23 protein-coding genes are annotated in these 23,507 nt (G+C 68.8%); 14 read left to right on the top strand and 9 right to left on the bottom strand.

Features of this window, described 5'->3' with window-relative positions; genetic code table 11:
• Window positions 1–62 precede the first annotated feature (62 nt).
• A complete protein-coding gene (locus tag ACJMK0_RS15985; RefSeq protein WP_405239783.1) occupies window positions 63–935 on the top strand; it encodes an HDOD domain-containing protein in 873 nt (290 codons plus the stop codon).
• Between the two features lie 31 nt (window positions 936–966).
• Window positions 967–1,431, top strand: a complete 465-nt coding sequence (locus tag ACJMK0_RS15980) for an NUDIX domain-containing protein (protein ID WP_405239781.1) — start codon at window positions 967–969, stop codon at window positions 1,429–1,431.
• Here the strand turns inward: ACJMK0_RS15980 and ACJMK0_RS15975 are convergent, their stop codons facing one another.
• The 4 genes from ACJMK0_RS15975 to ACJMK0_RS15960 form a co-directional block, all read right to left on the bottom strand.
• A complete protein-coding gene (locus ACJMK0_RS15975) occupies window positions 1,432–2,619 on the bottom strand; it encodes a CaiB/BaiF CoA transferase family protein (RefSeq protein ID WP_405239779.1) in 1,188 nt (395 codons plus the stop codon). It abuts the gene before it with no gap.
• 22 nt (window positions 2,620–2,641) lie between these two features.
• A complete protein-coding gene (locus tag ACJMK0_RS15970) occupies window positions 2,642–3,445 on the bottom strand; it encodes an alpha/beta fold hydrolase (RefSeq protein ID WP_405239777.1) in 804 nt (267 codons plus the stop codon).
• A gap of 86 nt (window positions 3,446–3,531) precedes the next feature.
• Window positions 3,532–3,846: a Rieske (2Fe-2S) protein gene (locus ACJMK0_RS15965; protein WP_405239776.1), complete on the bottom strand. Its 315-nt coding sequence runs from the start codon at window positions 3,844–3,846 to the stop codon at window positions 3,532–3,534.
• A gap of 74 nt (window positions 3,847–3,920) precedes the next feature.
• On the bottom strand, window positions 3,921–4,853 hold the full coding sequence (locus ACJMK0_RS15960; RefSeq protein WP_405239774.1) for an SMP-30/gluconolactonase/LRE family protein: 933 nt from the start codon (window positions 4,851–4,853) through the stop codon (window positions 3,921–3,923).
• 73 nt (window positions 4,854–4,926) lie between these two features.
• On the opposite strand from ACJMK0_RS15960, the gene ACJMK0_RS15955 reads away from it, so the two are divergent.
• Genes ACJMK0_RS15955 through ACJMK0_RS15930 form a run of 6 tightly spaced genes read left to right on the top strand, consistent with a single transcriptional unit; the run spans window position 4,927 to window position 11,825 of the window.
• On the top strand, window positions 4,927–5,895 hold the full coding sequence (locus ACJMK0_RS15955; RefSeq protein WP_405239772.1) for an alpha/beta fold hydrolase: 969 nt from the start codon (window positions 4,927–4,929) through the stop codon (window positions 5,893–5,895).
• Between the two features lie 47 nt (window positions 5,896–5,942).
• On the top strand, window positions 5,943–6,788 hold the full coding sequence (locus ACJMK0_RS15950; protein ID WP_405239770.1) for an SDR family oxidoreductase: 846 nt from the start codon (window positions 5,943–5,945) through the stop codon (window positions 6,786–6,788).
• A 2-nt stretch (window positions 6,789–6,790) separates the two neighbouring features.
• Complete coding sequence (locus ACJMK0_RS15945; protein ID WP_405239768.1) at window positions 6,791–7,870, top strand: phosphotransferase; 1,080 nt, start codon at window positions 6,791–6,793, stop codon at window positions 7,868–7,870.
• A complete protein-coding gene (locus ACJMK0_RS15940; RefSeq protein ID WP_405239767.1) occupies window positions 7,867–8,706 on the top strand; it encodes a crotonase/enoyl-CoA hydratase family protein in 840 nt (279 codons plus the stop codon). The genes ACJMK0_RS15945 and ACJMK0_RS15940 overlap by 4 nt, the downstream gene beginning before the upstream one ends.
• A gap of 38 nt (window positions 8,707–8,744) precedes the next feature.
• On the top strand, window positions 8,745–9,608 hold the full coding sequence (locus tag ACJMK0_RS15935) for a MaoC family dehydratase (RefSeq protein ID WP_405239765.1): 864 nt from the start codon (window positions 8,745–8,747) through the stop codon (window positions 9,606–9,608).
• A 15-nt stretch (window positions 9,609–9,623) separates the two neighbouring features.
• Window positions 9,624–11,825 (top strand): PQQ-dependent dehydrogenase, methanol/ethanol family, encoded by a 2,202-nt coding sequence (locus ACJMK0_RS15930; protein ID WP_405239763.1) that lies wholly within the window; start codon window positions 9,624–9,626, stop codon window positions 11,823–11,825.
• 4 nt (window positions 11,826–11,829) lie between these two features.
• On the opposite strand, the gene ACJMK0_RS15925 is transcribed toward ACJMK0_RS15930, so the two are convergent.
• Entirely contained in the window at window positions 11,830–12,519 is a 690-nt protein-coding gene (locus tag ACJMK0_RS15925; RefSeq protein ID WP_405239761.1) for a YceI family protein, read from the bottom strand.
• Window positions 12,520–12,684: 165 nt separating this feature from the next.
• Between ACJMK0_RS15925 and ACJMK0_RS15920 the strand changes: the two genes are divergently transcribed.
• Window positions 12,685–13,512 (top strand): crotonase/enoyl-CoA hydratase family protein, encoded by an 828-nt coding sequence (locus ACJMK0_RS15920; protein WP_405239759.1) that lies wholly within the window; start codon window positions 12,685–12,687, stop codon window positions 13,510–13,512.
• A gap of 25 nt (window positions 13,513–13,537) precedes the next feature.
• Here ACJMK0_RS15920 and ACJMK0_RS15915 read toward each other — a convergent pair whose 3' ends face one another.
• Window positions 13,538–13,894 (bottom strand): DUF1330 domain-containing protein, encoded by a 357-nt coding sequence (locus ACJMK0_RS15915; protein ID WP_405239757.1) that lies wholly within the window; start codon window positions 13,892–13,894, stop codon window positions 13,538–13,540.
• Between the two features lie 96 nt (window positions 13,895–13,990).
• Between ACJMK0_RS15915 and ACJMK0_RS15910 the strand changes: the two genes are divergently transcribed.
• Window positions 13,991–14,761: an SEL1-like repeat protein gene (locus ACJMK0_RS15910; protein WP_405239755.1), complete on the top strand. Its 771-nt coding sequence runs from the start codon at window positions 13,991–13,993 to the stop codon at window positions 14,759–14,761.
• Window positions 14,762–14,786: 25 nt separating this feature from the next.
• Here ACJMK0_RS15910 and ACJMK0_RS15905 read toward each other — a convergent pair whose 3' ends face one another.
• From ACJMK0_RS15905 to ACJMK0_RS15895, 3 genes are read right to left on the bottom strand one after another with little or no spacing between them, the layout of a single operon-like run.
• Window positions 14,787–15,653 (bottom strand): MipA/OmpV family protein, encoded by an 867-nt coding sequence (locus tag ACJMK0_RS15905; RefSeq protein ID WP_405239753.1) that lies wholly within the window; start codon window positions 15,651–15,653, stop codon window positions 14,787–14,789.
• Window positions 15,650–16,324: a TetR/AcrR family transcriptional regulator gene (locus ACJMK0_RS15900; protein WP_405239751.1), complete on the bottom strand. Its 675-nt coding sequence runs from the start codon at window positions 16,322–16,324 to the stop codon at window positions 15,650–15,652. Before ACJMK0_RS15900 ends, ACJMK0_RS15905 begins: the two co-directional genes overlap by 4 nt.
• Entirely contained in the window at window positions 16,321–17,877 is a 1,557-nt protein-coding gene (locus ACJMK0_RS15895; protein ID WP_405239749.1) for a fatty acid--CoA ligase, read from the bottom strand. Before ACJMK0_RS15895 ends, ACJMK0_RS15900 begins: the two co-directional genes overlap by 4 nt.
• A gap of 173 nt (window positions 17,878–18,050) precedes the next feature.
• On the opposite strand from ACJMK0_RS15895, the gene ACJMK0_RS15890 reads away from it, so the two are divergent.
• From ACJMK0_RS15890 to ACJMK0_RS15875, 4 genes are read left to right on the top strand one after another with little or no spacing between them, the layout of a single operon-like run.
• A complete protein-coding gene (locus ACJMK0_RS15890; RefSeq protein ID WP_405239747.1) occupies window positions 18,051–21,494 on the top strand; it encodes a methylmalonyl-CoA mutase family protein in 3,444 nt (1,147 codons plus the stop codon).
• Between the two features lie 22 nt (window positions 21,495–21,516).
• Entirely contained in the window at window positions 21,517–22,272 is a 756-nt protein-coding gene (locus ACJMK0_RS15885) for an enoyl-CoA hydratase/isomerase family protein (RefSeq protein ID WP_405239745.1), read from the top strand.
• Window positions 22,272–22,736, top strand: a complete 465-nt coding sequence (locus ACJMK0_RS15880) for a PaaI family thioesterase (protein ID WP_405239743.1) — start codon at window positions 22,272–22,274, stop codon at window positions 22,734–22,736. Before ACJMK0_RS15885 ends, ACJMK0_RS15880 begins: the two co-directional genes overlap by 1 nt.
• Before the next feature lies 1 nt (window position 22,737).
• A complete protein-coding gene (locus ACJMK0_RS15875; RefSeq protein ID WP_405239740.1) occupies window positions 22,738–23,505 on the top strand; it encodes an SDR family NAD(P)-dependent oxidoreductase in 768 nt (255 codons plus the stop codon).
• The last annotated feature ends 2 nt before the right edge of the window (window positions 23,506–23,507 follow it).

The following is a 23,507-nucleotide window of genomic DNA, read 5'->3' as shown; positions in this document are numbered from 1 at the left end:
ATCCGGTGGGGCGGCCGATAGCACGGGTAGAACCTTGTCAGGAAACGGAAGGAAGCCCGTCGATGCAGCCCCAGCCCGCCGTCCAGGATGCCAAGTTCGCTTTCGTCCAGTCCCTGGCAGAGCACCTGTCCCAGGGAGATCTGGAGATACCCTCCTTCCCGGACGTCGTGGTCCGCATACGCCAGGCGCTCGCCGACGAGGACTGCAGCACCGCGGATCTCGTGAAGCTGCTCGGCGCCGAGCCGGCGCTGGCGGCGCGGCTGCTGAAGATCGCCAATTCCGCGGCGCTGCGCCCCGGTACCCACGCGGTCACCGAGCTGAACATGGCCGTGACCCGCCTCGGCCAGAACATGGTGCGCAACACCGTGATGTCGTTCGGCCTGCAGCAGATGAGCGACGCCACCTCCCTGGAGGAGGCGCGTCCGTTCATGGAACGCACCTGGGACCGCTCCACCTATGTCGCAGCCCTGTGCTACGTGCTGGCCCGCAAGTTCACGCGTCTGAACGCGGACGAGGCCCTGCTGGCCGGGCTCATGCACGGCGTCGGCAAGCTCTACATCATCACCCAGGCGGAGCACCACCCGGACCTGTTCGCCAATACCGCCGAGCTGGACGAGATCCTGGAGGAGTGGCACAGCGCCATCGGCAGCGCCATCCTCGAGTCCTGGAGCTTCTCCGAAGAGGTCTCTGCCGCGGTATCCCGCTACCGGGAGACGGAATACGAGCACGAGGGAGACGCCGATCTCACCGACGTGCTCATCGTCTCCAGCCTGCTGGCCGACTTCTTCCGGGCGGAGGTCGAGGACACCACCGAGGTGCACCTGCAGCAGGTGCCGGCCAGTGCCAAACTGGCGGTGGAAGCCACCGACTTCTTCGGCATCATGCGAGAGTCCGACGAGCACATCAGCTCGCTGCGCAAGGCGCTCGGCAAGTAGCCACCCCTGGCTGTTCCCGTGGCTGCCGGCTGTGGCCGAAGGCCGCTCCGGCTACAATGCCGCCATGCCCTGCTACGAACATCCCCGCCCCGCGCTGACCGCGGACGTGGTCCTCGTCGCGCCGCGGCCGCGGCCCTCGGTGCTCCTGATCCGGCGCGGCAAGCCGCCCTACGAGGGGCGCTGGGCGCTGCCCGGCGGCTTCGTCGGCATGGACGAGGATCTGGAACCCGCGGCGCGCCGGGAACTGGCGGAGGAGACGGGTATCGAGGCCGGTCCGCTGGTGCAGGTGGGGGCCTTCGGGAGGCCCGGCCGGGATCCCCGCGGACGGGTGGTCAGTGTGGCCTGGACCGGCGCTCCGGCGGTGGATGCGCCGGCGCCGGCGGCGGCCAGCGATGCCGCGGAGGCCCGCTGGTTCCCGCTCGACGAGTTGCCGGAACTCGCCTTCGACCACGGCGAGATCATCGCCGCGGCGCTGGAGCGCAGGGACTGCGTCTAGTCAGATGACCTCGTCGTGGCGCAGCGACGCGATCTCCTGCTCGCTGTAGCCCAGCTCGGTCAGGATCTCGGTGGTGTGTTCGCCCAGCAGCGGCGGCCGCTCGCGCATCCCGGTCGCGTTGGCCGACAGGCGCAGGGGCAGATCGGCCACCGGCACGTCCTTCGGCGCGCCGGGGAACGAGACCGGCTTCAGCACGCCCATGGCCCGCACCTGGGGATGCTCCAGCGCCTCGGCGGGGCTCAGCACCGGCGCCGCCGGCAGGCCGGCCTTCGCCAGCGCCGCGAGCGCCTGTTTCGTGGTCTTGTCCCGGCACCAGTCCGCCATGCGCTCGCAGATCAGGTCCCGGTTGTCGCCGCGGGACTGGTCGGTGTCGAAGCGGTTGTCGTGGTCCAGCCATTCGTTGGCGCCCACGAGTTCGGCCCAGCGCCGGAACAGGCCGTCGCCGACGATCTGCACCAGGATGTGGCCGTCCCGGGTGGGGAACATGTCCGCCGGCGCCGCGTGCTGGGAACGGTTGCCGGCCGGCTGGCGGCCCAGGTGCAGCGCGCCTTCCTCGGTCAGCATCGTGCCGAACACGGCCAGCGCCGTGCCGAGCAGCGTCGCCTCGACGTGCTGACCCTCGCCGGTCTCGCGCCGGTGCATCAGCGCCGCCAGCACGCCCATCGCCGACAGCGCCGCGGTGGAGAAGTCCACCCAGGGCGCCGCCGCCTTGGAGGGTTCGCCCGGCGTGCCGCCGAACCAGGCGGCGCCGGACATCGCCTGGCCGAGCCCGTCGAAGCCGGGCCGGTCGGCCCAGGGACCCTGGTCGCCGAAAGTGCTCTGATTGGCCACGATCACGTCCGGGCGGATCTTCCTGAGCGTGGCGTAGTCGAGGCCATAGCGTTTCAGGGCGGCGCCGGGCAGGTTCGCCACGACCACGTCCGCGGTGGCCACTAGCCGCTTCAGGATTTCGCGCCCTTCCGGTCGCGAGAAGTCCAGGGTCATGCCCCGCTTGTTCACACCGGTCTGCAGGAACAGGGCGCCCTCGCCGGAGTCGGCCAGGGAGGCGAGGTAGCGGTCCTCGCCGCCGCCCACCTTCTCCACCCGGATGACCTCGGCGCCCAGGTGGCCCAGCAGCGTGGCGCAGTAGGGCCCGGCGACGTAGCGGCCCAGGTCGACGACCCGTATGCCCTTCAGTATCGCGTCCATCGTCTGCGCCCTCCGCGGCGTCTCAGTGTTCGGCCAGGAACGGCAGCAGGGTGTCGCAGAAGCGGATCTTCTGGTCCTTGCCCGCGACCACGTGGGCGACGTCTTCCATCATGACGCCCCGGGCGTTCGGGATGCCCTCCTCGAGAGGCAGCGTCGTGCGTGGGCTCGTCACCAGGTCCTGGCCTGCGTGGATGATCAGCGAAGGCGCCCGGATGCGGTCCAGCCGGTCCGCCACGTCGTGGGCGATGCAGGCCTGCACGAAGCGGGCGTGGGCCTCCTGCCGGCCGTTCAGTTCCTTCCAGCCGCCGTCGGGCCCGAGCAGCTTGTCCTTGTGGGCGTTGTAGTACTCGGGCAGAAAAGACATCACCGTCACGAACTTCTGGAACGCGTAGAAGCCGGAATCCCGGTGGACGTCGCTGAACAGCTGCAGCTGGTCGGCGAGGAAGTCGTCGCAGCGGACCCAGGCACCCATGTTCACCATGGAGCGGACCAGGTCCGGACGCTTGATGGCCACGATTTGCGAGATGCAGGCGCCCATGCCCACCAGACCGACGAAGTGGACGTTGGTCCAGCCCAGGTGCTCGAGCAGGCCGATGACGTCGTCGGCGTACAGGTCCATGGACGGCTCCACCGAAAGGTCGTCGTCCGATTCGCCGATGCCCCGGTAGTCGATGATCAGCACGGAGTAGTCATCGGTCAGGCCGCGGGCCAGGTGGCGTTCCCCGCCGTGGCAGAAGGTGCCCCATCCGCCCATGCAGATGGCCGGCGGCCCCTCGCCGTGGATCTCGTAGTACATCTTGTGGTTATTGATATCGGCTGTAGGCATGTCTCGGTCCTGGTTCTGCTCTCTGTTTCTGATTCTGTTTCTAATTCCTCGTGAGTCGGGGCCCGCATCGCGGTGCGGCGTCGCCGTCAGGTCACACTCACCTCCAGCATATCCCCGACGATGCGCACCGGATACGGCTTTACCGGCAGCATGGCCGGTCCCTTGACGACGCGTCCGTCCCGCAGGTCGAAGGCGGCGCCATGCAGCGGGCAGACGATGCGGCAGCCTTTCAGCCGGCCCTGGCTCAGCCGGGCCTCGGCATGGGTGCACAGATCCGCCACGGCGAAGAAACCGTCCGCGGTGTGAGCCACCACGATGTCGCTGCCCGCCACGGTGAAGCTCCGGCACTGCTTCTTCGGGACGTCGGAGACTCTGGCGACGGGGTGGAAGGATTCGACCATGGGGTAGTGGCGCTGGGCGCTCGCCGTCCGGGCGGTCCCGGATCATAGCATAGTGGTTGCGAGCTACTTTCGGCTCAGCGATTCAGGAAGTTGAGTGCGAGACCGGGCCGCGGCCAGTCGAACGAGACCAGGCGCCCGGTGCCTGACAGGGTGACGAAGGCGGTGCCGAGCCCGTCGCCGCCGAAGCAGATGTTGGTGGTGTAGGGGTCGTCCAGGGCCAGGTGTTCCGCCTGCCCGCCGCTGGGCGGTATGACCGTGATGCCGCCGTTGATCAGCGTGGCCACGCATACGTTGCCCGCGCCGTCCACGGCCAGCGAGTCGAACAGCTGCAGCCCCGGGGCGCCGTACAGCAGGCGCCCGGGATCCACCGTATCGGCGCCGCAGCCCACCGTGCCCGGTGCGGTGAGCGGATAGTGGTACACCCGCCCCGTCCAGGTCTCGGCGACGTAGAGCACGCTCTCGTCCGGGGACAGCCCGATGCCGTTGGCGTGGTGCAGCGGGAACAGCGCGCGCTCGATGCGCGAGCCGTCGGGCAGGGCGTAGTAGACCGCGGCCAGGTCCTCGCCGGTGCCCGTGTTCCGGCCGAGGTCCGTGAACCAGAAGCCGCCCGCGGCATCGAACACGATGTCGTTCGGCCCGCGCAGCGGGACGTCGCCGCAGTGGGTGTAGAGGGTCTCCACCTCGCCCGTGTCGAGGCAGATGCGCTGGATCGAGCCGCCCGCGTACTCGTCGTCGCCGGCTGTGCCGACCGGGATCAGCAGGCCGCCGGTCTCGGCGAAGCGCAGGCCGCCGTTGTTGCAGACGTAGCAGTGACCGTCCGGGCCGATGGCCGCGCCGTTCGGGCCGCCGCCGGTCTCGGCCACCACCTCGACTTCGCCGCGCTCGGTGACCCGCGAGAGCGTGCCGCGGGCGATCTCCACCAGCAGGACACTGCCGTCCGGCATCGCAATCGGTCCCTCGGGAAAACGCAGACCTTCCGTCATCTGCCGGTAGCTGCCGACTGCCATGGCCGGGTCCTCTCTGCTTCTGGTTGATTCCGGTATCCGGCTATTTTGACATTTGCCCGGGCCCGCCGCATTCTTGCGCCGCCTCGCGCGGCGCCGCCGCGCCGGCTACCCCGCCGGACCAGGAGAGACGCTTATCCCTGCCGACCCACGCGGACACAGCGCAGACAACAACGAGACCCCGGAGCCGCTGACCTATGCCGGCTCGGTTGGCAACCGCCTCGCCGCGGAAGGGTGGGGCGCCGTCGGCGCGCCGCCGGTGCTGCTGCTGCATGGCGGCGGCCAGACCCGCCACGCCTGGTCGGACACGGCGCGCCTGCTCGCCGACGCGGGCCTGCGGGCGATCGCCCTCGACCACCGCGGCCACGGCGACAGCGAATGGGTGGCGGACGGCGATTACAGCTTCCACGCCATCGCCGCCGACATCGCGGCCGTGCTGCGTTCGCTGGGCCGTCCGACGGTGCTGGTCGGCGCCTCCCTCGGCGGCATCGGTTCGATGCTGGCGGCCGGTGAGATGGAGCCGGGTCTGGTGCGGGCGGTGATCCTCGTGGACGTGGGGCTTTCCATGAATCGGGCCGGCGTCGCCCGCATCCTCGAATTCATGAGCGCCCACCCGGACGGATTCGCCGACCTGCAGGAGGCCGCCGACGCCGTCGCCGCCTATCTGCCGCACCGGGAGCGGCCCCGGGACCCGAGCGGCCTGATCAAGAACCTGCGCGAGAGCGCCGACGGGCGGCTGCGCTGGCACTGGGATCCCCGCATGCTGGACCACGTCTCGGAGTCCGGCCACATCGCCGAGTTCGCGGACGTGGAGCGGGCCGCGGCCCGCATCGCCGTGCCGGTCCTGCTGGTCCGCGGCGGGCTGTCCGAAGTCATGGACGAGACGAGCGTCCGGCACACGCTGGAGGTGATCCCCCGGGCCGACTACGTCAACGTGGCGGACGCGGATCACATGGTGGCGGGCGACCGCAACGACGCCTTCACCGCCGCCGTCATCGACTACCTCGCACACCTGCCCGGGGACACGGCAGGGACGGACGACTGAGTTATCATGAATCACTGCAAAGCACGACCGGGAGGGGCCGTCACACCATGAGCACACTCGAAGGCAAGACGCTATTCATCTCCGGGGCCAGCCGCGGCATCGGCCTGGCCATCGCGAAGCGGGCGGCGGCGGACGGCGCCAACATCGCCATCGCCGCCAAGACCGCGGAGCCCCATCCGAAGCTGCCGGGCACCATCTATACGGCGGCCGAGGAGATCGAGAAAGCCGGTGGGCAGGCGCTGCCCGTCGTCTGCGACATCCGCGACGAGGAACAGGTGCGCTCAGCCGTGGCGGCCACGGTGGAGCGTTTCGGCGGCCTCGACATCTGCGTGAACAACGCGAGCGCCATCTCGCTCACCGGCACGCTGCAGACGGAGATGAAGCGCTACGACCTGATGCACCAGATCAATACGCGCGGCACTTTCCTCGTCTCGAAAACCTGCCTGCCCCACCTGCTGGAGGCCGACAACCCCCACATCCTGAATCTCTCCCCGCCGCTGAACATGGAGGAGAAGTGGTTCGCGCCCCACGTGGCCTACACGATGGCGAAGTTCGGCATGAGTCTGTGCGTGCTCGGCATGGCCGGCGAGTTCCGCGACAAGGGCGTGGCCGTGAACGCGCTCTGGCCGCGCACCACGATCGCCACCGCGGCGGTCAAGAACCTGCTCGGCGGCGACGACATGGTGGCCCACTCGCTGAAACCGGAGGTGATGGCGGACGCCGCCCACGTGATCCTCACCCGTCCCAGCCGGGAGTTCACGGGCAACTTCTGCGTGGACGACGAGGTGCTGGAGAGCGTCGGCATCACCGATCTCACGTCCTACCGGGTGGTGCCCGAGAACGAGCCTTATCCGGACTTCTTCGTGGAACCGCGGGCGAAGGGGGGAGCGTAACCTTGGCGAGCAGACAGGAACAATTCTCCGGTACGAAGGAGGTGGTCGAAGCCCACCGCTTCGACGAGGCGCGCCTCGAGGAATACATGGCCGCGCACGTGGAGGGTTTCGAGGGTCCGCTGACGGTGCGCCAGTTCCGCGGCGGCCAGTCGAACCCCACCTATCACCTGAGCTCGCCTTCTGGCACCTACGTCCTGCGCCGCAAGCCGCCCGGCAAGCTGCTGCCCTCGGCGCACGCGGTGGACCGGGAGTTCCGGGTGATCAGCGCATTGTACGAGCAGGACTTCCCCGTGCCCCGGCCCTACGTGCTCTGCGACGACGAGAGCGTCGTCGGCACGATGTTCTACATCATGGACTGCGTGGACGGGCGCATCTTCTGGGAGCTGGACCTGCCGGCGCTGGAGCCGGACGAGCGCACCGCCATCTACGACAACGTCAACGCGACCATTGCCACGCTGCACTCCATCGACTACGTGGCCGCCGGCCTGGAGGACTATGGCAAGCCGGGCAACTATTTCGCCCGCCAGCTCTCGCGCTGGTCGAAACAGTACTACGCCTCGGAGACGCAGAAGATCCCCGAGATGGACCGCCTGATCGAGTGGCTGCCAGAGAACATCCCGGAAGACGACTCCTCCAGCATCGTCCACGGCGACTTCCGCCTGGACAACATGATCATCCATCCCACGGAGCCGCGGGTGATCGCCGTGCTGGACTGGGAGCTCTCCACCATCGGACACCCGCTGGGGGATTTCACCTACCACCTGATGAGCTGGCAGATGCCGCCGCTCGGCGTGGGCTCCAGCGGGCTGAAGGACAAGGACCTGAAATCGCTCGGCATCCCCACCGAGGACGAGTACGTGGACATGTACTGCGAGCGCACGGGGCGCGACGGCATCGAGAACCGGGACTTCTACGCCGCCTACAACTTCTTCCGCATCGCGGCCATCCTGCAGGGCATCGCCGGCCGGGTGCGCGACGGCACGGCGGCCAGCGAGCATGCGAAGCAGTCGGCGCGCTCGGTGCAGCCGCTGGCGGAGATCGCCTGGGACTACGCGCTGCGCGCGGGAGCCGGGGGCGGATGAGCGAGCCCGTCCGGCGTGCAGTGGCCGACGGCGTGATGACCATCACGCTGAACCGGCCCGAACGCCTGAACGCCTTCAACCCGGACATGCGCGACGCGCTGATCGAGGCCTATGCCGAGGCGGGCCGGGACGACGGCGTGCGCGTGGTGATACTGACCGGCGCGGGCCGGGCCTTCTGCGCCGGCGCGGATCTCGAGTCCGGCGGCGACACCTTCAACCGGGCCGACCGCAGCGCCGAAGCCCATCGCGACGGCGGCGGCCGTGTCACGCTGGCCATGTTCGACTGCCCGAAGCCGATCATCGCGGCCATCAACGGGCCGGCGGTGGGCGTGGGCCTGACCATGACGCTGCCGGCCGACATCCGGCTGACGGTGCCGGACAACAAGCTCGGCTTCGTTTTCCTCGCCCGCGGCATCGCGCCGGACGCCTGCTCGAGCTGGTTCCTGCCCCGTATCGTCGGCGTCAGCAAGGCCATGGAGTGGTTCGCCACCGCCCGGGTCTTCGGCACGGACGAGGCGCGGGAGGCCGGCCTGGTCTCGGAGGTGCTCGAGCCGGACGCGCTGCTGCCCCGGGCCCGGGCGCTGGCGGCGGAGATCGCCGAGAATAGCGGCGCGGTGTCGGTGGCGCTGGCGCGGGCGCTGGTGTGGCGCATGCTGGGTGCCGCCGGGCCCCGCGAGGCACATCTCCTCGAGTCCCAGGCGATCTGGCACATGGGGCAGTCCGCGGATGCGGCGGAGGGCGTCACGAGCTTCCTGGAGAAGCGCAAGCCGCAGTTCCCGCTGCGGGTCTCGAAGGACATGCCGCCGTTCTATCCCTGGTGGCAGGACGAACACTGACCCGGCCGGGCGGACGACCACCTAGCGGAAGACGGAACATGGCACTGGACTACGACAGATTGATGGCCTGCCGGGCGAAGGACGAGCCGGTGGCCTGGAGCGACCGGGAGACACTGCTCTATGCACTGAGCGTCGGCTTCGGCCAGGACCCGACCGACGAGCGCGAGCTCGACTACGTCTGCGAGCGGCGCGTGCCGAAGACCGTGCCCACGCTTTCCACCGTTCTCCGGGCCGACGGCTTCGCCGGCTATCTGGACGCGAGCGGCTGGGATTTCTCCCGGGTGCTGCACGGCGAGCAGCGCCTGGCGCTGCACCGGCCCCTGCCGCCGGCCGGCGAACTCCTGCTGGACTCCCGCGTGACGGCGGCCTACGACAAGGGGGAGGGCAGGGGCGCCATCATCCTCACCGAGACCGAGGGCCGCCTGGCGCGGGACGACAGGGCGCTGTTCACCCTCGGCAATACGATATTCGCCCGCGGTGACGGCGGCTTCGGCGGGCCGGCCGGCTCGGGCCCGGCGCCGCACCCGGAGCCGGACCGTGAGCCGGACCTGGTCTGCGAACTCGCCACGCGGCCGGAGCAGGCGTTGCTGTACCGGCTGAACGGAGACCGCAATCCACTCCACGCCGACCCGGCGCTTGCCGCCCGGGCCGGTTTCGACAGGCCGATCCTGCACGGCCTGTGCACCTACGGATTCGCCTGCCACGCCGTCCTGAAGACGGTGTGCGAGTACGACCACACGCTGATCACAGGCTTCGACGCGCGTTTCTCGGCGCCGGTGTTCCCGGGCGAGCGGATACTCACGGAGATGTGGCAGGATGGGAACGTGATCTCGTTCCGCTGCCGCGTTCCGGAGCGGGGCGTTACGGTCGTATCTAATGGCAGATGCACGCTTTCGCTTTGAGGGGGTAGATAGCTGATGGATCGGTCGAATTCCGGGCGGGGACTGGCATTCGTTGCGTTGCTGGCTGCCGCGCTGCCGACGGCCGGCGCTGCGGCGCTGGATGAGCAGACGCGGGAGTCGCTGCAGCGCGTCGACGGCGAACGCATCGTCGCGGCCGACGGCGAGCCGGGCAACTGGCTCACCCACGGCCGCACCTACAGCGAGCAGCGGTTCAGCCCGCTCGCCCAGGTGGACACGGACAACGTGGCCGAACTGGGCCTCGCCTGGTCCTTCGAGCTGCCCACGCGGCGCGGCCAGGAGGCCACGCCCCTCGTCGTGGACGGCGTCATGTACGTCACCGGTTCCTGGAGCATGGTCTTCGCGCTGGACGCACGCACCGGCGAGAAGCTGTGGAGCTACGACCCGCGGGTGCCCCGCGCCACCGGCCGCAACGCCTGCTGCGACGCCGTCAACCGCGGCGTCGCGATCTGGGAGGGCAAGGTGTTCTTCGGCACCCTCGACGGGCGCCTGATCGCGCTCGATGCGGTCACCGGCGAGATGCTGTGGGAGCGGGTCACTGTCGACCAGTCCCAGCCCTACACCATCACCGGCGCGCCGCGGGTGGTGAAGAACAAGGTGCTGATCGGCAACGGCGGCGGCGAATACGGCGTGCGCGGCTATCTGAGCGCCTACGATCCGGACACCGGCGAGATGATCTGGCGCTTCTACACGGTGCCGGGCAACCCGGCCGATGGCTTCGAGAACGAGGCCATGGCCATGGCCGCCGAGACCTGGAACGGCGAATGGTGGAAGCTCGGCGGCGGCGGCACCGTCTGGGATTCCATGGCCTACGATCCGCAGCTGGATCTGCTCTACGTGGGCGTGGGCAACGGCTCGCCCTGGAACCAGCGCCAGCGCAGCCCGGGCGGCGGCGACAACCTGTTCCTGTCCTCCATCGTGGCGCTGCGCCCGGACACGGGCGAGTACGTCTGGCATTACCAGACGACGCCCGGCGAGACCTGGGACTACACCGCCACCCAGCACATGATCCTGGCGGACATCGAGATCGGCGGCGAGACCACGCCGGTGATCATGCAGGCACCCAAGAACGGCTTCTTCTACGTGCTGGACCGCCGCGACGGCCGCTTCATCAGCGCCGAGAGTTTCGTGCGCATCAACTGGGCCACCCACGTGGATCCGGAAACCGGGCGGCCGGTGGAACTCCCGGACGCGCGTTATTCGGACGAGCCCCGGCTGACTTTCCCGTCGCCGTCGGGCGCCCACAACTGGCAGCCGATGTCGTACAGCCCGCAGACCGGCTTGGTCTACGTCCCGGCGATGGACGTCCCCGCCACCTACGGCGCCGATCCGGAGTCGCCGCGCGCCTCGACCTACTGGCAGACCGGCACCGACATGGCGAAGGGCACCACGCCGATGCAGCTCGGTCCCGACATCGAGCGCAGCATGTACCAGCAGCTGGTGAAGGCCTCCCTGCTGGCCTGGGACCCGGTGCGCCAGGAGGCCGCCTGGCAGGTGCCGCACCAGCACCCGTGGAACGGCGGCATCCTCTCCACGGCTGGCGGTCTCGTCTTCCAGGGCGACGCCATGGGCTTCTTCAGCGCCTACCGGGCGGCGGACGGCGAGCGGCTCTGGCAGGCGCCGGCGAATAACGGCATCGTCGCGGCACCGATCAGCTACGAGGTGGACGGCGAGCAGTACGTCGCCGTGCTGGCCGGCTGGGGCGGCGCCATGGCGCTGTACGGCGGCGCCGTGAACGACGACGTTGTGAGCGGCGCCACGGGGCGCATGCTGGCCTACAAGGTGGGTGCCGACGGCAGCCCGCCGGCCGGCCCGGCGCCGCTGCCGGAGATGCCCGAGCCGCCGGAGCTCGACGTCAGCGACGAGATGCTGGAGCGGGGCTTCGACCAGTACGCTCGCCACTGTGCCGTGTGTCACGGCTTCCGCGCGATCGGCGGCGGCGTGATCCCCGACCTGCGCTACCTCTCACCCGACCGGCACGAGATCTTCGCGCAGATCGTGGGCGAGGGGCTGCTGGCGGGAGCCGGCATGCCGACCTTCGAGGACCGGCTGAGCCCCGAGGACGTCGAGGCCATCCACGCCTACGTCATCTTCGAGGCGCAGCGCGAGTGGGAACGCCAGAACGACTGGGGCTGGTGGCGGGCCGTGAAGGAGACCGCGGCGGATGCCGCCGCCTGGGTGCTGCTGAAGCTGCAGTGACGGCTCAGCGCCGGCGCGCCACCACCCGGTAGCGCACGCCGATATCCCCGGCCACGGAGAGCGCGCCGCCCATCACGCTGAACGGCTCGAGGCCGAGCGCGGCATGCGTCACCGTGGTTTCGCCCGTGGCCACCAGGCGATCCTCCTCGACTCGCAGCCGCACCGGGAAGTCCACCAGCCGGCGCCGGCCGCGGATCGTCAGCGCCGCCGTCGCCGTCAGTGCCTCGCCGCTGCCCTCCACCGACACCAGTTCGGCGGTCAGTTCGGGATGGCGGGCCGCATCCAGCACCGCCTCGCCCAGCATATTGCGGCGGGTCCCCTCGACGTCCTCGGGCGGGATCTCGCCCGGAAAGTCGTCGCCGGCGGCCTCGCGCAACCCGGGTTCGTCGACGGTCAATTCGGCCACCGGCAGGCTGATGCGGAACGCCGAGCGGCCCTGCCGGTCCCGGTACCAGATGGTGCCCTGCAGGTCCCGACTCGCGACCACGTGGTTGTGCCCCAGCCGCGCCAGCGGGCCGGCGCGGTAGACGTAGAGCTGCAGGAGCGAGGCCTCCGTGTCGACGCGGTACTCCGCGGCCGTCGCCCGGTCCACGTCGGCTGCGCCGCTCTCTTCCGCGGGCGGCGCCGGCTCGACCGGCCCCCGGCCGGCGCAGGCGGCCAGCAGCAGGGCCATGACCGACACCAGGGCCGCCACCAGGGCCTCCGCCACTGCCGCGCGGGCCGGGGCGGCGCGCGGAGTTGCTTTGCCGTCTGGAGCGGGGTCAGGCTCTTGCCTCATCATTCGGCTATCATCCGGCTGTCCTGCAGCGACGGGTGGAACGACGGAGCATCTTAACAGGCGGTGGAGACGGAGCCGGGTATGAGTACGGATACGAACAGACGAGTGAATGTGAAGATCAGGGATCACGTGGCGGAGGTGTCGCTGAGCCGCCCGGAGAAGTACAACGCGCTGGACCGGGAGATGTTCCACGCCATCATCGAGGCCGGCGAGTCGCTGGCCGGCCGTGCGGACGTGCGGGCGGTGGTGCTCAGGGGCGAGGGCGGCAATTTCTCCGCCGGTATCGATACTTCGACGTTCACCCAGCCGAATTCGGCTGACGGCGACGGCCCCGGCTTCGCGGCGGAGGCCATGCAGCCCCGGGGCGACACGCCGGCCAACGTGTTCCAGAGCCCCGCCTGGGTCTGGAAGGCGCTGCCGGTACCGGTGATCGCGGCGCTGGAGGGCGTGGTGTTCGGCGGCGGCCTGCAGATCGCCCTCGGTGCCGACATCCGCTACGCCGCGCCGGACGCCCGCCTCTCGGTCATGGAGATCAAATGGGGCCTGATACCCGACATGGGGCTGACTCATACGCTGCGCGGCGTCATGCCGCTGGACCGGCTGAAGGAGCTCACCTTCAGCGGGCGCATCCTCGACGGCAGGGAGGCTGCGGACGTCGGGCTCGTGACCGCCGTGAAGTCCGACCCCCTGCAGGCCGCCCGCGGGCTCGCCGCCGAGATCGCCAACCGCTCGCCGGACGCGATCCGCGCCAGCAAGCGTCTGCTGGAAGAGGTGTTCGTGGGCGACGGCGCCGCGGGACTCGCCCTGGAGGCGGAGCTTCAGTCCGGGCTCATGCTGCAGCCGAACCAGATCGAGGCCGTGATGGCCAACATGGAGAAGCGCTCGCCGCGGTTCCGCGACCCGGGATAAATGCTCTGCGGGCGGGCTGCCCGGCTCAGAAGCCGCTTCCGGCCCAGTCGATGTGGCCGGGGACCGGCAGTTCCTCGAACAGACCCACGGTGAATCGGCCGGCGCCGGCGCGCAGCGGCTTGATCTCGTTCCGGTACTTGTCCGAATTCCAGAAGGCCCTGGCGTGCTCCGCGGACGGGAAGCGGGCCAGTACCAGCCCCTGGTGGGAGGGCCATTCCTCCTCCAGCATCTCCACCGGCTTGCCGACGGCCGCGTAGTAGCCCTGATGCTGCTCGTACAGCAGGGACTCCGCCAGGGCCTCCGTGTAGGCCTTCATCTTCTGCGGGTCGGTAATCTCGCCGATCACCACCATGAATACCGGTTGCGATGCATCCTGCTTCATAATTAAGCTACTTTGTCGCAGCAGGGAGCGGGTGACAAGTGCTCGCACAAGCCCCCGTCGTCGCCGCGACACGGAAAAAAGGAGGGGGAGCACGCCATGATGGCTACGAGATTCCCGATGCCGACCCTACGCATGCCGGTGCGGCGCGCCTTGCCGTGCCTCGCCCTGGGGGCCTTCATGGCCCTGTGGTCACTGCCCGCCGCCGCCCAGGAGCGCTTCCCCGGCAGCGCCCCCAGCAGCCGCACGGTCAAGATCCAGCAGAAGGCCGAAGAGGCCTATCAGGAAGGGGACTACGAGCGCGCGTTCAGGATCTGGCGGAAGGACCTGGTGGAGATCGGCGACAAGTACGCCCAGTACATGGTCGGCTATCTCTACCTGACGGGGCAGGGCACCGAACGCGACGCCGCCAGGGCCTACGCCTGGTACCGGCTGGCCGCGGAGCGTGGTCACGACGAGCTGGTGGCCGTGATGGAAGAGCTGGAGGACCAGCTCGCGCCGGCCGAGCTCGAGGCCGGCATGGCGGAGTACGAACGCCTCGCCGGCAAGTACGGCGACCGCAAGCTGGTGCGCCGCCTCATCCGCCTCGACGAGCTGCGCCTGAAGAAGCGAACCGGCCGTGTCGGCGCGTCCGTCGGCGCGCCGATGACGGTGGTTCTGCGCAACGGGCGTTCCGTCGATGCCACGCGCTATTACGCCGCCATCGAGGAACGGCTGCAGCGCCGCTACCAGTACCTGCAGGGCTACGTCGAGTTCGGTGAGCTGGAGACGCTCCCGGACGAGCTGGACCAGGATCTTGCCGAAGACGGGCACGGCGACGAAGACGGCGCCGGGGGCGGCGGCGCCGAGGAGACCGGGACGCCGGACTAGAGGCCGCCCGCCGCGCCGGGCACTGTCAGTCCGGCGCCGGCTCCTCGCTCTGCCAGAAGGCGAAGATCACGCCGGCGTAGACCGCCCAGGTCAGGTCGCGGCGATAGAGCGGGCTGGCCTCGTTGCGGGACCCGGTATGGGCGTTCACGGTGACCCCCACGAACAGGAAGCGCCTCGGGTCGCGCCGGGTCAGCCGGGCGCCGAATTCCGTCTGCAGGTAGCCGCCCCGTGCCTCGTACACCGGCCGCGATGGTGTCGCGTAGACCGGATCCACGGTGTAGAAGTAGTCGTGCAGTTGCTCCGTCGCGAACACCGGCGCGACGCTGAGTGACAGCTCCCAGGGCGTGCCGGCGAATTCCGGTTTCTCGTACTCCAGCTCCGGGTTGAACACCAGGCCCCGGGAGCGCAGGCCGTCGTCGTCCCAGGAGAACACGCCGCGCAGCGGCAGCTCCAGCTTCAGCGTGCGCGACTCGTCGGCCGGGTCGTTCAGGACGATCTCCAGCTCCGGGCCGGCCTCGAACAGGAAACCCAGATCCGGCATGCCGCGGCGGACGTCGATATCGTCGCTCTCGGCGTCCAGCGAGCCGTCCAGGCTCACGTCCAGCTCCAGCCGGGGCGAGCGGAACAGGCGGCCCGACACCACGCTGGAATCGCCGATGCGCAGGAAGTCGCCCCGGTAGACGACGGCGGGGAAGGGCAGCGCCCGGCCGCTCGAATCCTCCGCCGCCGGATAGTCCGGCGTCCACGTCGCCGCCACGCCGGCACCCACCTCCCACAGTGGCAGCGGTTCCTCCTCCTCCTCTTCCGCCGCGCCGCCCTGCGGCAGGACGCCGGCGAACAGTGCCAGGGCGAGCGGGGCGAGGAGGCCGGGCAGTCGCGCGGTCCGCGTCATCGCGGCGCCAGCCCCCGGGTCAGGATGACGGGGAACTCTGCGAGGATCCGGGCCGCCACGCCGGGGTCGCCGTGGAACCACTTCGGTACCCAGTTGACGGCGCCCATGATCGCGTTGCCGGTCATGCGCACGTCGCAGGGCGCGATGCTGCCGTCGCCGATGCCCTGCGCCAGGATGGATTCGAACGCCCGGCCGTGTGCCCGGGAGCGGCGCAGGATCTCTTCGCGGTGGCGGGGAGCCAGCGCCGGGATCTCGCTCATGATGGCGATCGGCCCCTCTTCTCCGCACATCGCCTCCAGGTGGTAGCCCAGATAACGGCGTGCCTGAGCGAGGCCGCTGCCGCCCTCGGCGACGGCGCGCGCGAGCGCCGCCGCGCCGATTTCGGCCGCCCGCAGGTAGCACTCGTAGACCAGCTCCTGTTTGCCCGAGACGTAGTAATAGATGGCGGCGTCGGTCATGCCGAGCTGGTCCGCCACGTCCCGCAGCGACGTGCCGCTGTAGCCCTTGCGGTTGAAGCAGGCCGCCGCCGCCCGCAGCAGACGGCCGCGTTTCAGCTGGAACGCGGTCGCCGCTCCGCCGTCCGCGGTGCCGGCGACCGCCTCGTCACCGGCAGCGCGAGTATTGGCGTCAGTGGCGCCATTGGCGCTATTGGCGGCGCCGCTTCCGCTCACGACACCTGCCGGTCGCGGCCCTGCCAGTATTGCTCTCGCAGCTCGCGCCGCAGCACCTTGCCGCTGGGGTTGCGGGGCAGCTCGTCGACGAAGTCCACGCTGCGCGGCACCTTGTAGCGGGCGATGCGCTCGCGGGCGAAGTCGATCAGTCCGCCGGCGGTCAGCTCCTCGCCGGGTTTGAGCACGACAATCGCCTTCACCGCTTCACCCCATTTCTCGTCGGGCACGCCGATGACCGCGACGTCGGCCACCGCGGGATGGGCGAACAGCGCGTTCTCCACCTCCGCGGGATAGATGTTCTCGCCGCCGGAGATGATCATGTCCTTCAGCCGGTCGTGGATGTACAGATAACCCTCGTCGTCGAAGTAGCCCGCGTCGCCGGTGTGGAACCAGCCGTCGTGCATGGACTCGTTCGTGGCTTCCGGCCGGTTCCAGTAGCCCTTCATCAGCCAGTCCGACTTCAGGCAGATCTCGCCCACCTCGCCCGCGGGCAGCTCGTTGCCGTCCGCGTCGAGGATGCGGATCTCCGAGCCCTCATAGGGCAGGCCGCAGGAGCGCAGCTTGCCCCGCGCTGGGTCATGGTCCTCCGGCGGCAGCTGGGTGGCCAGGCCCAGGTTCTCCGTGAGCCCGTACAGCTGCGTGAAGTTGCAGCCGAACACCTCGCGGGCCTTCAGCAGCACCGCCTCGGCGATGGGCGAGGCGCCGTAGGCGATGTTGCGCAGGCTCGAGTAGTCGAACTCGCCGACGTTCGGCTGGTGGATCAGCGCCAGGATCACGGCCGGCACGAAGAAGGTGTGGTTGACGTCGTACTCGTCCAGCAGGCGCAGGATCTCCTGGGGGTCGAAGTCGGCCACGACCACGGTGCGGGTGCCCTGCATGAGCGAGAACAGGCCGCTGTTGGAGCCGGCCACATGGAATACCGGCATGCAGATCAGCGCGGTCTCGCCCGGCTCGTAGGCCGCCCAGTCCACCTTCGTGGCCGCATCCACCGCCGGGAACCAGGCGCCGTGGGTCAGCTGCACGCCCTTCGGGTGGCCGGTGGTGCCGCTGGTGTAGAGCTGCTCGAAGTCGTCTTCCGGGTTGTAGGGCAGGTTCGGATCCTCGGCGGACTGTTTGTCGCGCCAGTCGGCGTAGGACTCCCAGCGCTCGTGGCCGCCGTCCAGGGCGATGATCTTGCCGATGCGTTCGAGCCCGCCCTCCAGCGCCTCGATCATCGGGTAGAACTCCCTGCCCACGAACAGGATCTGCGCATCCGCATCCTCGAGGATGTATTTCACCTCCGGCGCGGCCAGCCGGGTGTTGGCGGCCACCATCACGTTGCGGGATTTCGCGCAGCCGAGGACGATCTCGAAGTAGTTCGGCGCGTTCTTGGAGAGATAGCCCACCCGGGTCTGTATCGGCAGCCCCTCCGCGGCGAGCCCGTTCGCCACCCGGTTCACCCGTTCGTCGAGTTCGGCGTAGGTGGTGACCTCGCCGTTGAAGATCAGGGCCTCGCCCTGCGGATTCTCCCGTGCGTGTACACGGCTGATGTCGGCCAGATTCAAGGTCGGCATGCTCCCCTCCCGGTCAGGAAATTACTCCAGAAAACATTACATTAAGTCTGCACGGGCCCCCGGCCCGTGCTTGTATTGCACCGCCCGCGACGGTATTTTAATCCACATTAAATTTCCAGCCGGTCTCCGGCCGGAAGCGCCGCTTCCGGAGGCCGAACCACGAGGGCTCGTTCATGAGTACCGCAGCCAGCGATCTGCCCCGCGTCTCACGCGATGCCGAGACCGCGCCGCTCCGCTTCGTCACCGCCGCGTCGCTGTTCGACGGCCACGACGCGGCTATCAATATCATGCGGAGACTGATCCAGTCCAAGGGCGCGGAGGTGATCCATCTCGGGCACAACCGCAGCGTGGCGGACGTGGTGCGCGCGGCCCTGCAGGAAGACGCCGACGGCATCGCCATCAGTTCCTACCAGGGCGGCCACGTCGAGTACTTCCGCTACATGGTCGACATGCTGCGCGAGGCCGGGGCGGAGCACATCCGCATCTTCGGCGGCGGCGGCGGCACCATTACCCTGGACGAGATCCGCGAGCTGATGGACTACGGCGTCGAGCGCATCTATCACCCGAATGACGGCATGAAGATGGGCCTCGACGAGATGATCGAGGACCTCATCCGCCGCACCATGGCGGCGCGGCGGCCGACGGTGCAGCCCGGCGAGCCGGACCCCGACGACATCACGGCCGTCGCCGCGATGATCTCGGCCATCGAGGAGGGCGCGTTCAGCGACGACGAACTCGCCACGCTGCGCAAGACCTGGCAGATGCGCTCCGGCCGCGTGCCCGTGGTGGGCATCACCGGCACCGGCGGCGCCGGTAAGTCCAGTGTCACGGACGAGTTGCTGAACCGCTTCCTGCAGTCCTTCCCCGCCATGCGCATCGCGGTGCTGGCCGTGGACCCCACCCGCCGGCGGACGGGCGGCGCGCTGCTGGGCGACCGCATCCGCATGAACAGCCTGCGCTCGGAGCGGATCTACATGCGCTCCATGGCCACCCGCCGCCAGCACCTGGCCACCAGCGAGATGCTGGGCGACGCCATCGCCTTCCTGAAGTCCATGGGCAACGACCTCGTGATCGTGGAGACCGCCGGCATCGGCCAGAGTGACAGCGAGATCGTCGACCTGGTGGACTACTCGGTGTACGTGATGACCTCCGACTACGGCGCGGCCAGCCAGCTCGAGAAGATCGACATGCTGGACTTCGCGGACCTCATCGTGCTGAACAAGTTCGACAAGCGCGGCGCCGAGGACGCGCTCCGGGACATCCGCAAGCAGTGGAAGCGCAATCACCTGAAATTCCAGGCGACCGACGACGAGGTGCCGGTCTATCCCACCATCGCCAGCCAGTTCAACGACCCGGGCGTCTCGTGGATGTTCGTCAACCTGTGCGGGAACCTGGTGGAGAAGCTGGAGCTCGAAGCCGCGCGCTGGACGCCGGACATGGACGTGCCGGAGAAGGAGCCGAAGGCCACCGCCATGATCCCCGGCTCGCGGGTGCGGTATCTCGCCGAGATCAGCGAGCAGGGGCGGGACATCAACGAGCGCATCGCCGCCCAGGCGGAGGCGGCCAGCCGGGCGCAACAGATGTACGAGGCGCTGCGCGCCCTGGAGGACGCGCAGCTGCCCGAAGCGCTCGCGCCCTATCCCCGCGAGGCCCTCACCGCCGACGAAGACCGCTCCCTGCTGGTGCTGCGCCAGCGCTATCAGGAGGCGGTGCAGGAGCTGGACGGGGAGGCCGTCGAACTGTTGCAGGAGTGGCCGGAGCGCTACGAGGGCGTGCGCGCCGAGCGCTACAGCTACACGGTGCGCGGCAGGGAGGTCACCGGCGAGAATTATCGCGAGAGCCTCAGCCATCAGCCGATCCCGAAGATCGCGCCGCCGAAGTACCGGGACTGGGGCGAGCTCCTGGCCTTCCTCATGAAGGAGAACCTGCCGGGCTCCTATCCCTACACCGGCGGCGTGTATCCCTACCGGCGCACCGGCGAAGATCCCATCCGCATGTTCGCCGGCGAAGGCACGCCGGAGCGCACCAACCGCCGCTTCCATTACCTCTCCCGTGGCCACGACGCGGCGCGGCTGTCCACGGCCTTCGACTCGGTCACCCTGTACGGCGAGGATCCCCACGAACGCCCGGACATCTACGGCAAGGTGGGCAACTCCGGTGTTTCCATCGCCACGGTCGACGACATGAAGAAGCTCTACTCGGGCTTCGACCTGTGCGACCCGTCCACCTCGGTCTCCATGACCATCAACGGTCCGGCGCCGATGATCCTGGCGTTCTTCATGAACACGGCCATCGACCAGCAGGTGGAAAAGCATCTGCGCGAGACCGGGCAGTGGGAGGACGCGCAGAAGACCATCGACGCCTGGTTCGAGGGCAAGGAGCGCCCGCAGTACCGGGGCGAGCTGCCCGAGGGCAACGACGGCCTGGGGCTTGGGCTCCTCGGCATCCCCGGCGACCAGGTGGTGGACGCCGAGACCTACGCACGCATCAAGGCCGAGACGCTGGCCACCGTGCGCGGCACGGTGCAGGCGGACATCCTGAAGGAGGATCAGGCCCAGAACACCTGCATCTTCTCCACCGAGTTCGCCATGAAGATGATGGGCGACGTGCAGCAGTACTTCATCGACCACAACGTCCGCAATTACTACAGCGTCTCCATCAGCGGCTATCACATCGCCGAGGCCGGCGCGAACCCCATCAGCCAGCTGGCCTTCACGCTGGCGAACGGCTTCACCATCGTCGAGTACTACCTGGCCCGCGGCATGGACATCGACGACTTCGCGCCGAACCTGTCGTTCTTCTTCTCGAACGGCATGGATCCGGAATACGCGGTGATCGGGCGGGTGGCCCGGCGCATCTGGGCGCGCGCCATGCGCGAGCGTTACGGCGCGAGCCGCCGCAGCCAGATGCTGAAGTACCACATCCAGACCTCCGGCCGCAGCCTGCACGCCCAGGAGATCAGCTTCAACGACATCCGCACCACGCTGCAGGCGCTCTACGCCCTGTTCGACAACTGCAACAGCCTGCACACCAATGCCTTCGACGAGGCCATCACCACGCCCACGGAACAGTCGGTGCGCCGGGCGGTGGCCATCCAGCTCATCATCAACCGGGAGCTGGGCCTGAATTACTGCGAGAACCCCTGGCAGGGCTCGTTCATCATCGACGAACTCACCGACCTGGTGGAGGAGGCCGTCTACCGGGAGTTCGAGCGTATCTCCGAGCGTGGCGGCGTGCTGGGCGCGATGGACACCATGTATCAGCGCGGCAAGATCCAGGACGAGAGCCTGTACTACGAGAGCCGCAAGCACGACGGCAGCCTGCCGATCATCGGCGTGAACACCTTCCTGCCGCCCGAGGGCCAGGAAGACGAGGTGGGCACGCTGGAGCTCATGCGCTCGAACGACGAGGAGAAGCAGGCGCAGATCGACGCGGTACGCGCGTTCCAGCGCAACCACGTCGGCGACCGCAGCGAGGCGCTGGACAGGCTGAGGAAGGTGGCGCGGGCCCGCGGCAACATCTTCGAGGAGCTCGTGCAGACCGTGAAGACGAGTTCCCTGGGGCAGATATCCAGGGCACTGTACGATGTGGGCGGAGAGTACCGCCGCAACATGTGAGTCACGACCGAGGCATCGCGAAATGGCAGAAGAAAAAGAACTGCTGACGGAGACGAGGGACGGTGTCACCACCATCACGCTGAACCGGCCGGATGCGCTGAATGCGCTGACGCAGGGCATGCTGGAGGCGCTGGGCAATGCGATGGAGGCCGCCGGCGAGGACGACGAAGTACGCGCCGTGGTCGTGACCGGTGCGGGGCGCGCATTCAGCGCGGGCGTCGATCTGAAGTCGCTGGGCGACCGGCCGATCGTCAACGGCAGCGTCGGCGATATCCTGGACATCCCGGCGCGGCGGGCCATCCGCTACATGGAGATCGCGCCGAAGCCGGTCATCGCCAAGGTGAACGGGCATTGCTTCACCGGTGCGTTGGAGCTCGCCCTCGGCTGCGATCTCATCTATACCGCCGCCGAGGCGAAGCTGGGCGATACCCACGCTAAATGGGGCGTGCGGCCTTCCTGGGGTATGAGCCAGCGGCTGCCCCGGCGGGTAGGCATGACCCGCGCGAAGGAGATGTCGCTCACGGCCCGCAGCGTCACGGGTGCAGAGGCGGTGGAGATCGGCCTCGCCAACGACTGCGCGCCGGCCGCAGAGCTGGACGACCTCGTGGGCTCCGTGCTGGAGCGGATACTGGAGAACAGCGCGCACGTTCTGGCCGCCTACAAGGTGCTCTATCGCGACACCGAAGACCGCACGCTCACCGCCGGCCTGGCCTTCGAGGCCGGCACCATCTTCGAGATACCCGATACCGCCGAGCGGCTGTCTGGCTTCCGTAAGTAATGGCCGCGGCCTCCTCGGACGACGCCCTCGGCGCGGTGCTGGACATCGCCGGCGCCGAGGACACCTTCCTGGATATCCTCGGCCTGCGCCAGCTGGAGTGGTCCGAAGGCTGGGCGCGCCTCTCACTGGAAGTGGAGCGCCGGCATACCAACACCGTCGGCCTGCTGCACGGCGGCGTCATCCTCTCCCTGCTGGATATCGGCGGGGCGATGGCCTGCCTGTACGGCAAACGGGAGGAATACGTGGCCATCACCGTGAACCAGAACACGAGCTTCGTGACCGCGCACCGCTCCGACCGCGCCATCGTCGAGGCGCGGCTCATCGGCCGGGGCGCCCGGCTGTGCTTCACGGAGACCACTGTGCTCGACGCCGCATCGGATACACTCTGCGCCACGGCGCTCGGCACCTACAACCTGTTCCGCCGCCAGCGCGAATCGAAATCCACCCAACCAGATCGGGAGTGACATGAGCGATCTATTCGACCTGAAAGGGCATCGTGCCCTCGTGACCGGCGCCGGCAGTGGCCTCGGCAAGCAATTCGCGAAAACCCTGGCCGCGGCCGGGGCGGAAGTCGTGCTGGCCGCAAGGCGCCACGAGAAGCTGAAGGCCACTGCGACGGAGATCGACAACGCCGGCGGCACGGCGGCCTGCATCGATCTGGACGTCACCCGGTCCGACTCCATCCGCGAGTGTTTCGAGCAGGCGGAGCAGGAGATCGGCCTCATCGACATCGTGGTGAACAACGCCGGCATCAGCCGGGACAGCTTCGCGGTGGAACTCTCGGAAGAAGACTGGGACGCGGTGATCGATACCGATCTGAAAGGCGTCTTCATGGTGGCGCAGGCGGCGGCGCAGCGGCTCATCAGGGCCGAGAAGCCGGGCAGCATCATCAACATCGCCTCCATACTCGGCAGCCGCGTCACCAAGATGCTGGTGCCCTACAACGCGGCCAAGGCCGGCGTGAAGCACATGACCAGGAGTCTGGCGCTCGAGTGGGCACGCTATGGCATCCGGGTCAATTCCATCTCGCCCGGCTTCTTCCGGACCGAGATCAACGAGCACGCCATGCAGGCCGGCTACGAGGAGCGGCTGAACAGCCTGATACCGATGAAGCGAATCGGTCGGGTCGAGGAGCTGTCCGGCGCGTTGTTGCTGTTGGCCTCTGACGCCGGCAGTTTCATGACCGGCAGCGACATCGTGGTCGACGGCGGGCATCTCTGTAGTTCGCTGTAGGG

Origin of the sequence: Lentisalinibacter orientalis (genome assembly GCF_040706535.1) — a bacterium.
Classification (GTDB): Bacteria; Pseudomonadota; Gammaproteobacteria; order Steroidobacterales; family Woeseiaceae; genus Lentisalinibacter; species Lentisalinibacter orientalis.
The sequence above is the reverse complement of the archived record's forward strand: the minus strand, read 5'-3'. Positions and strand labels throughout refer to the sequence as shown.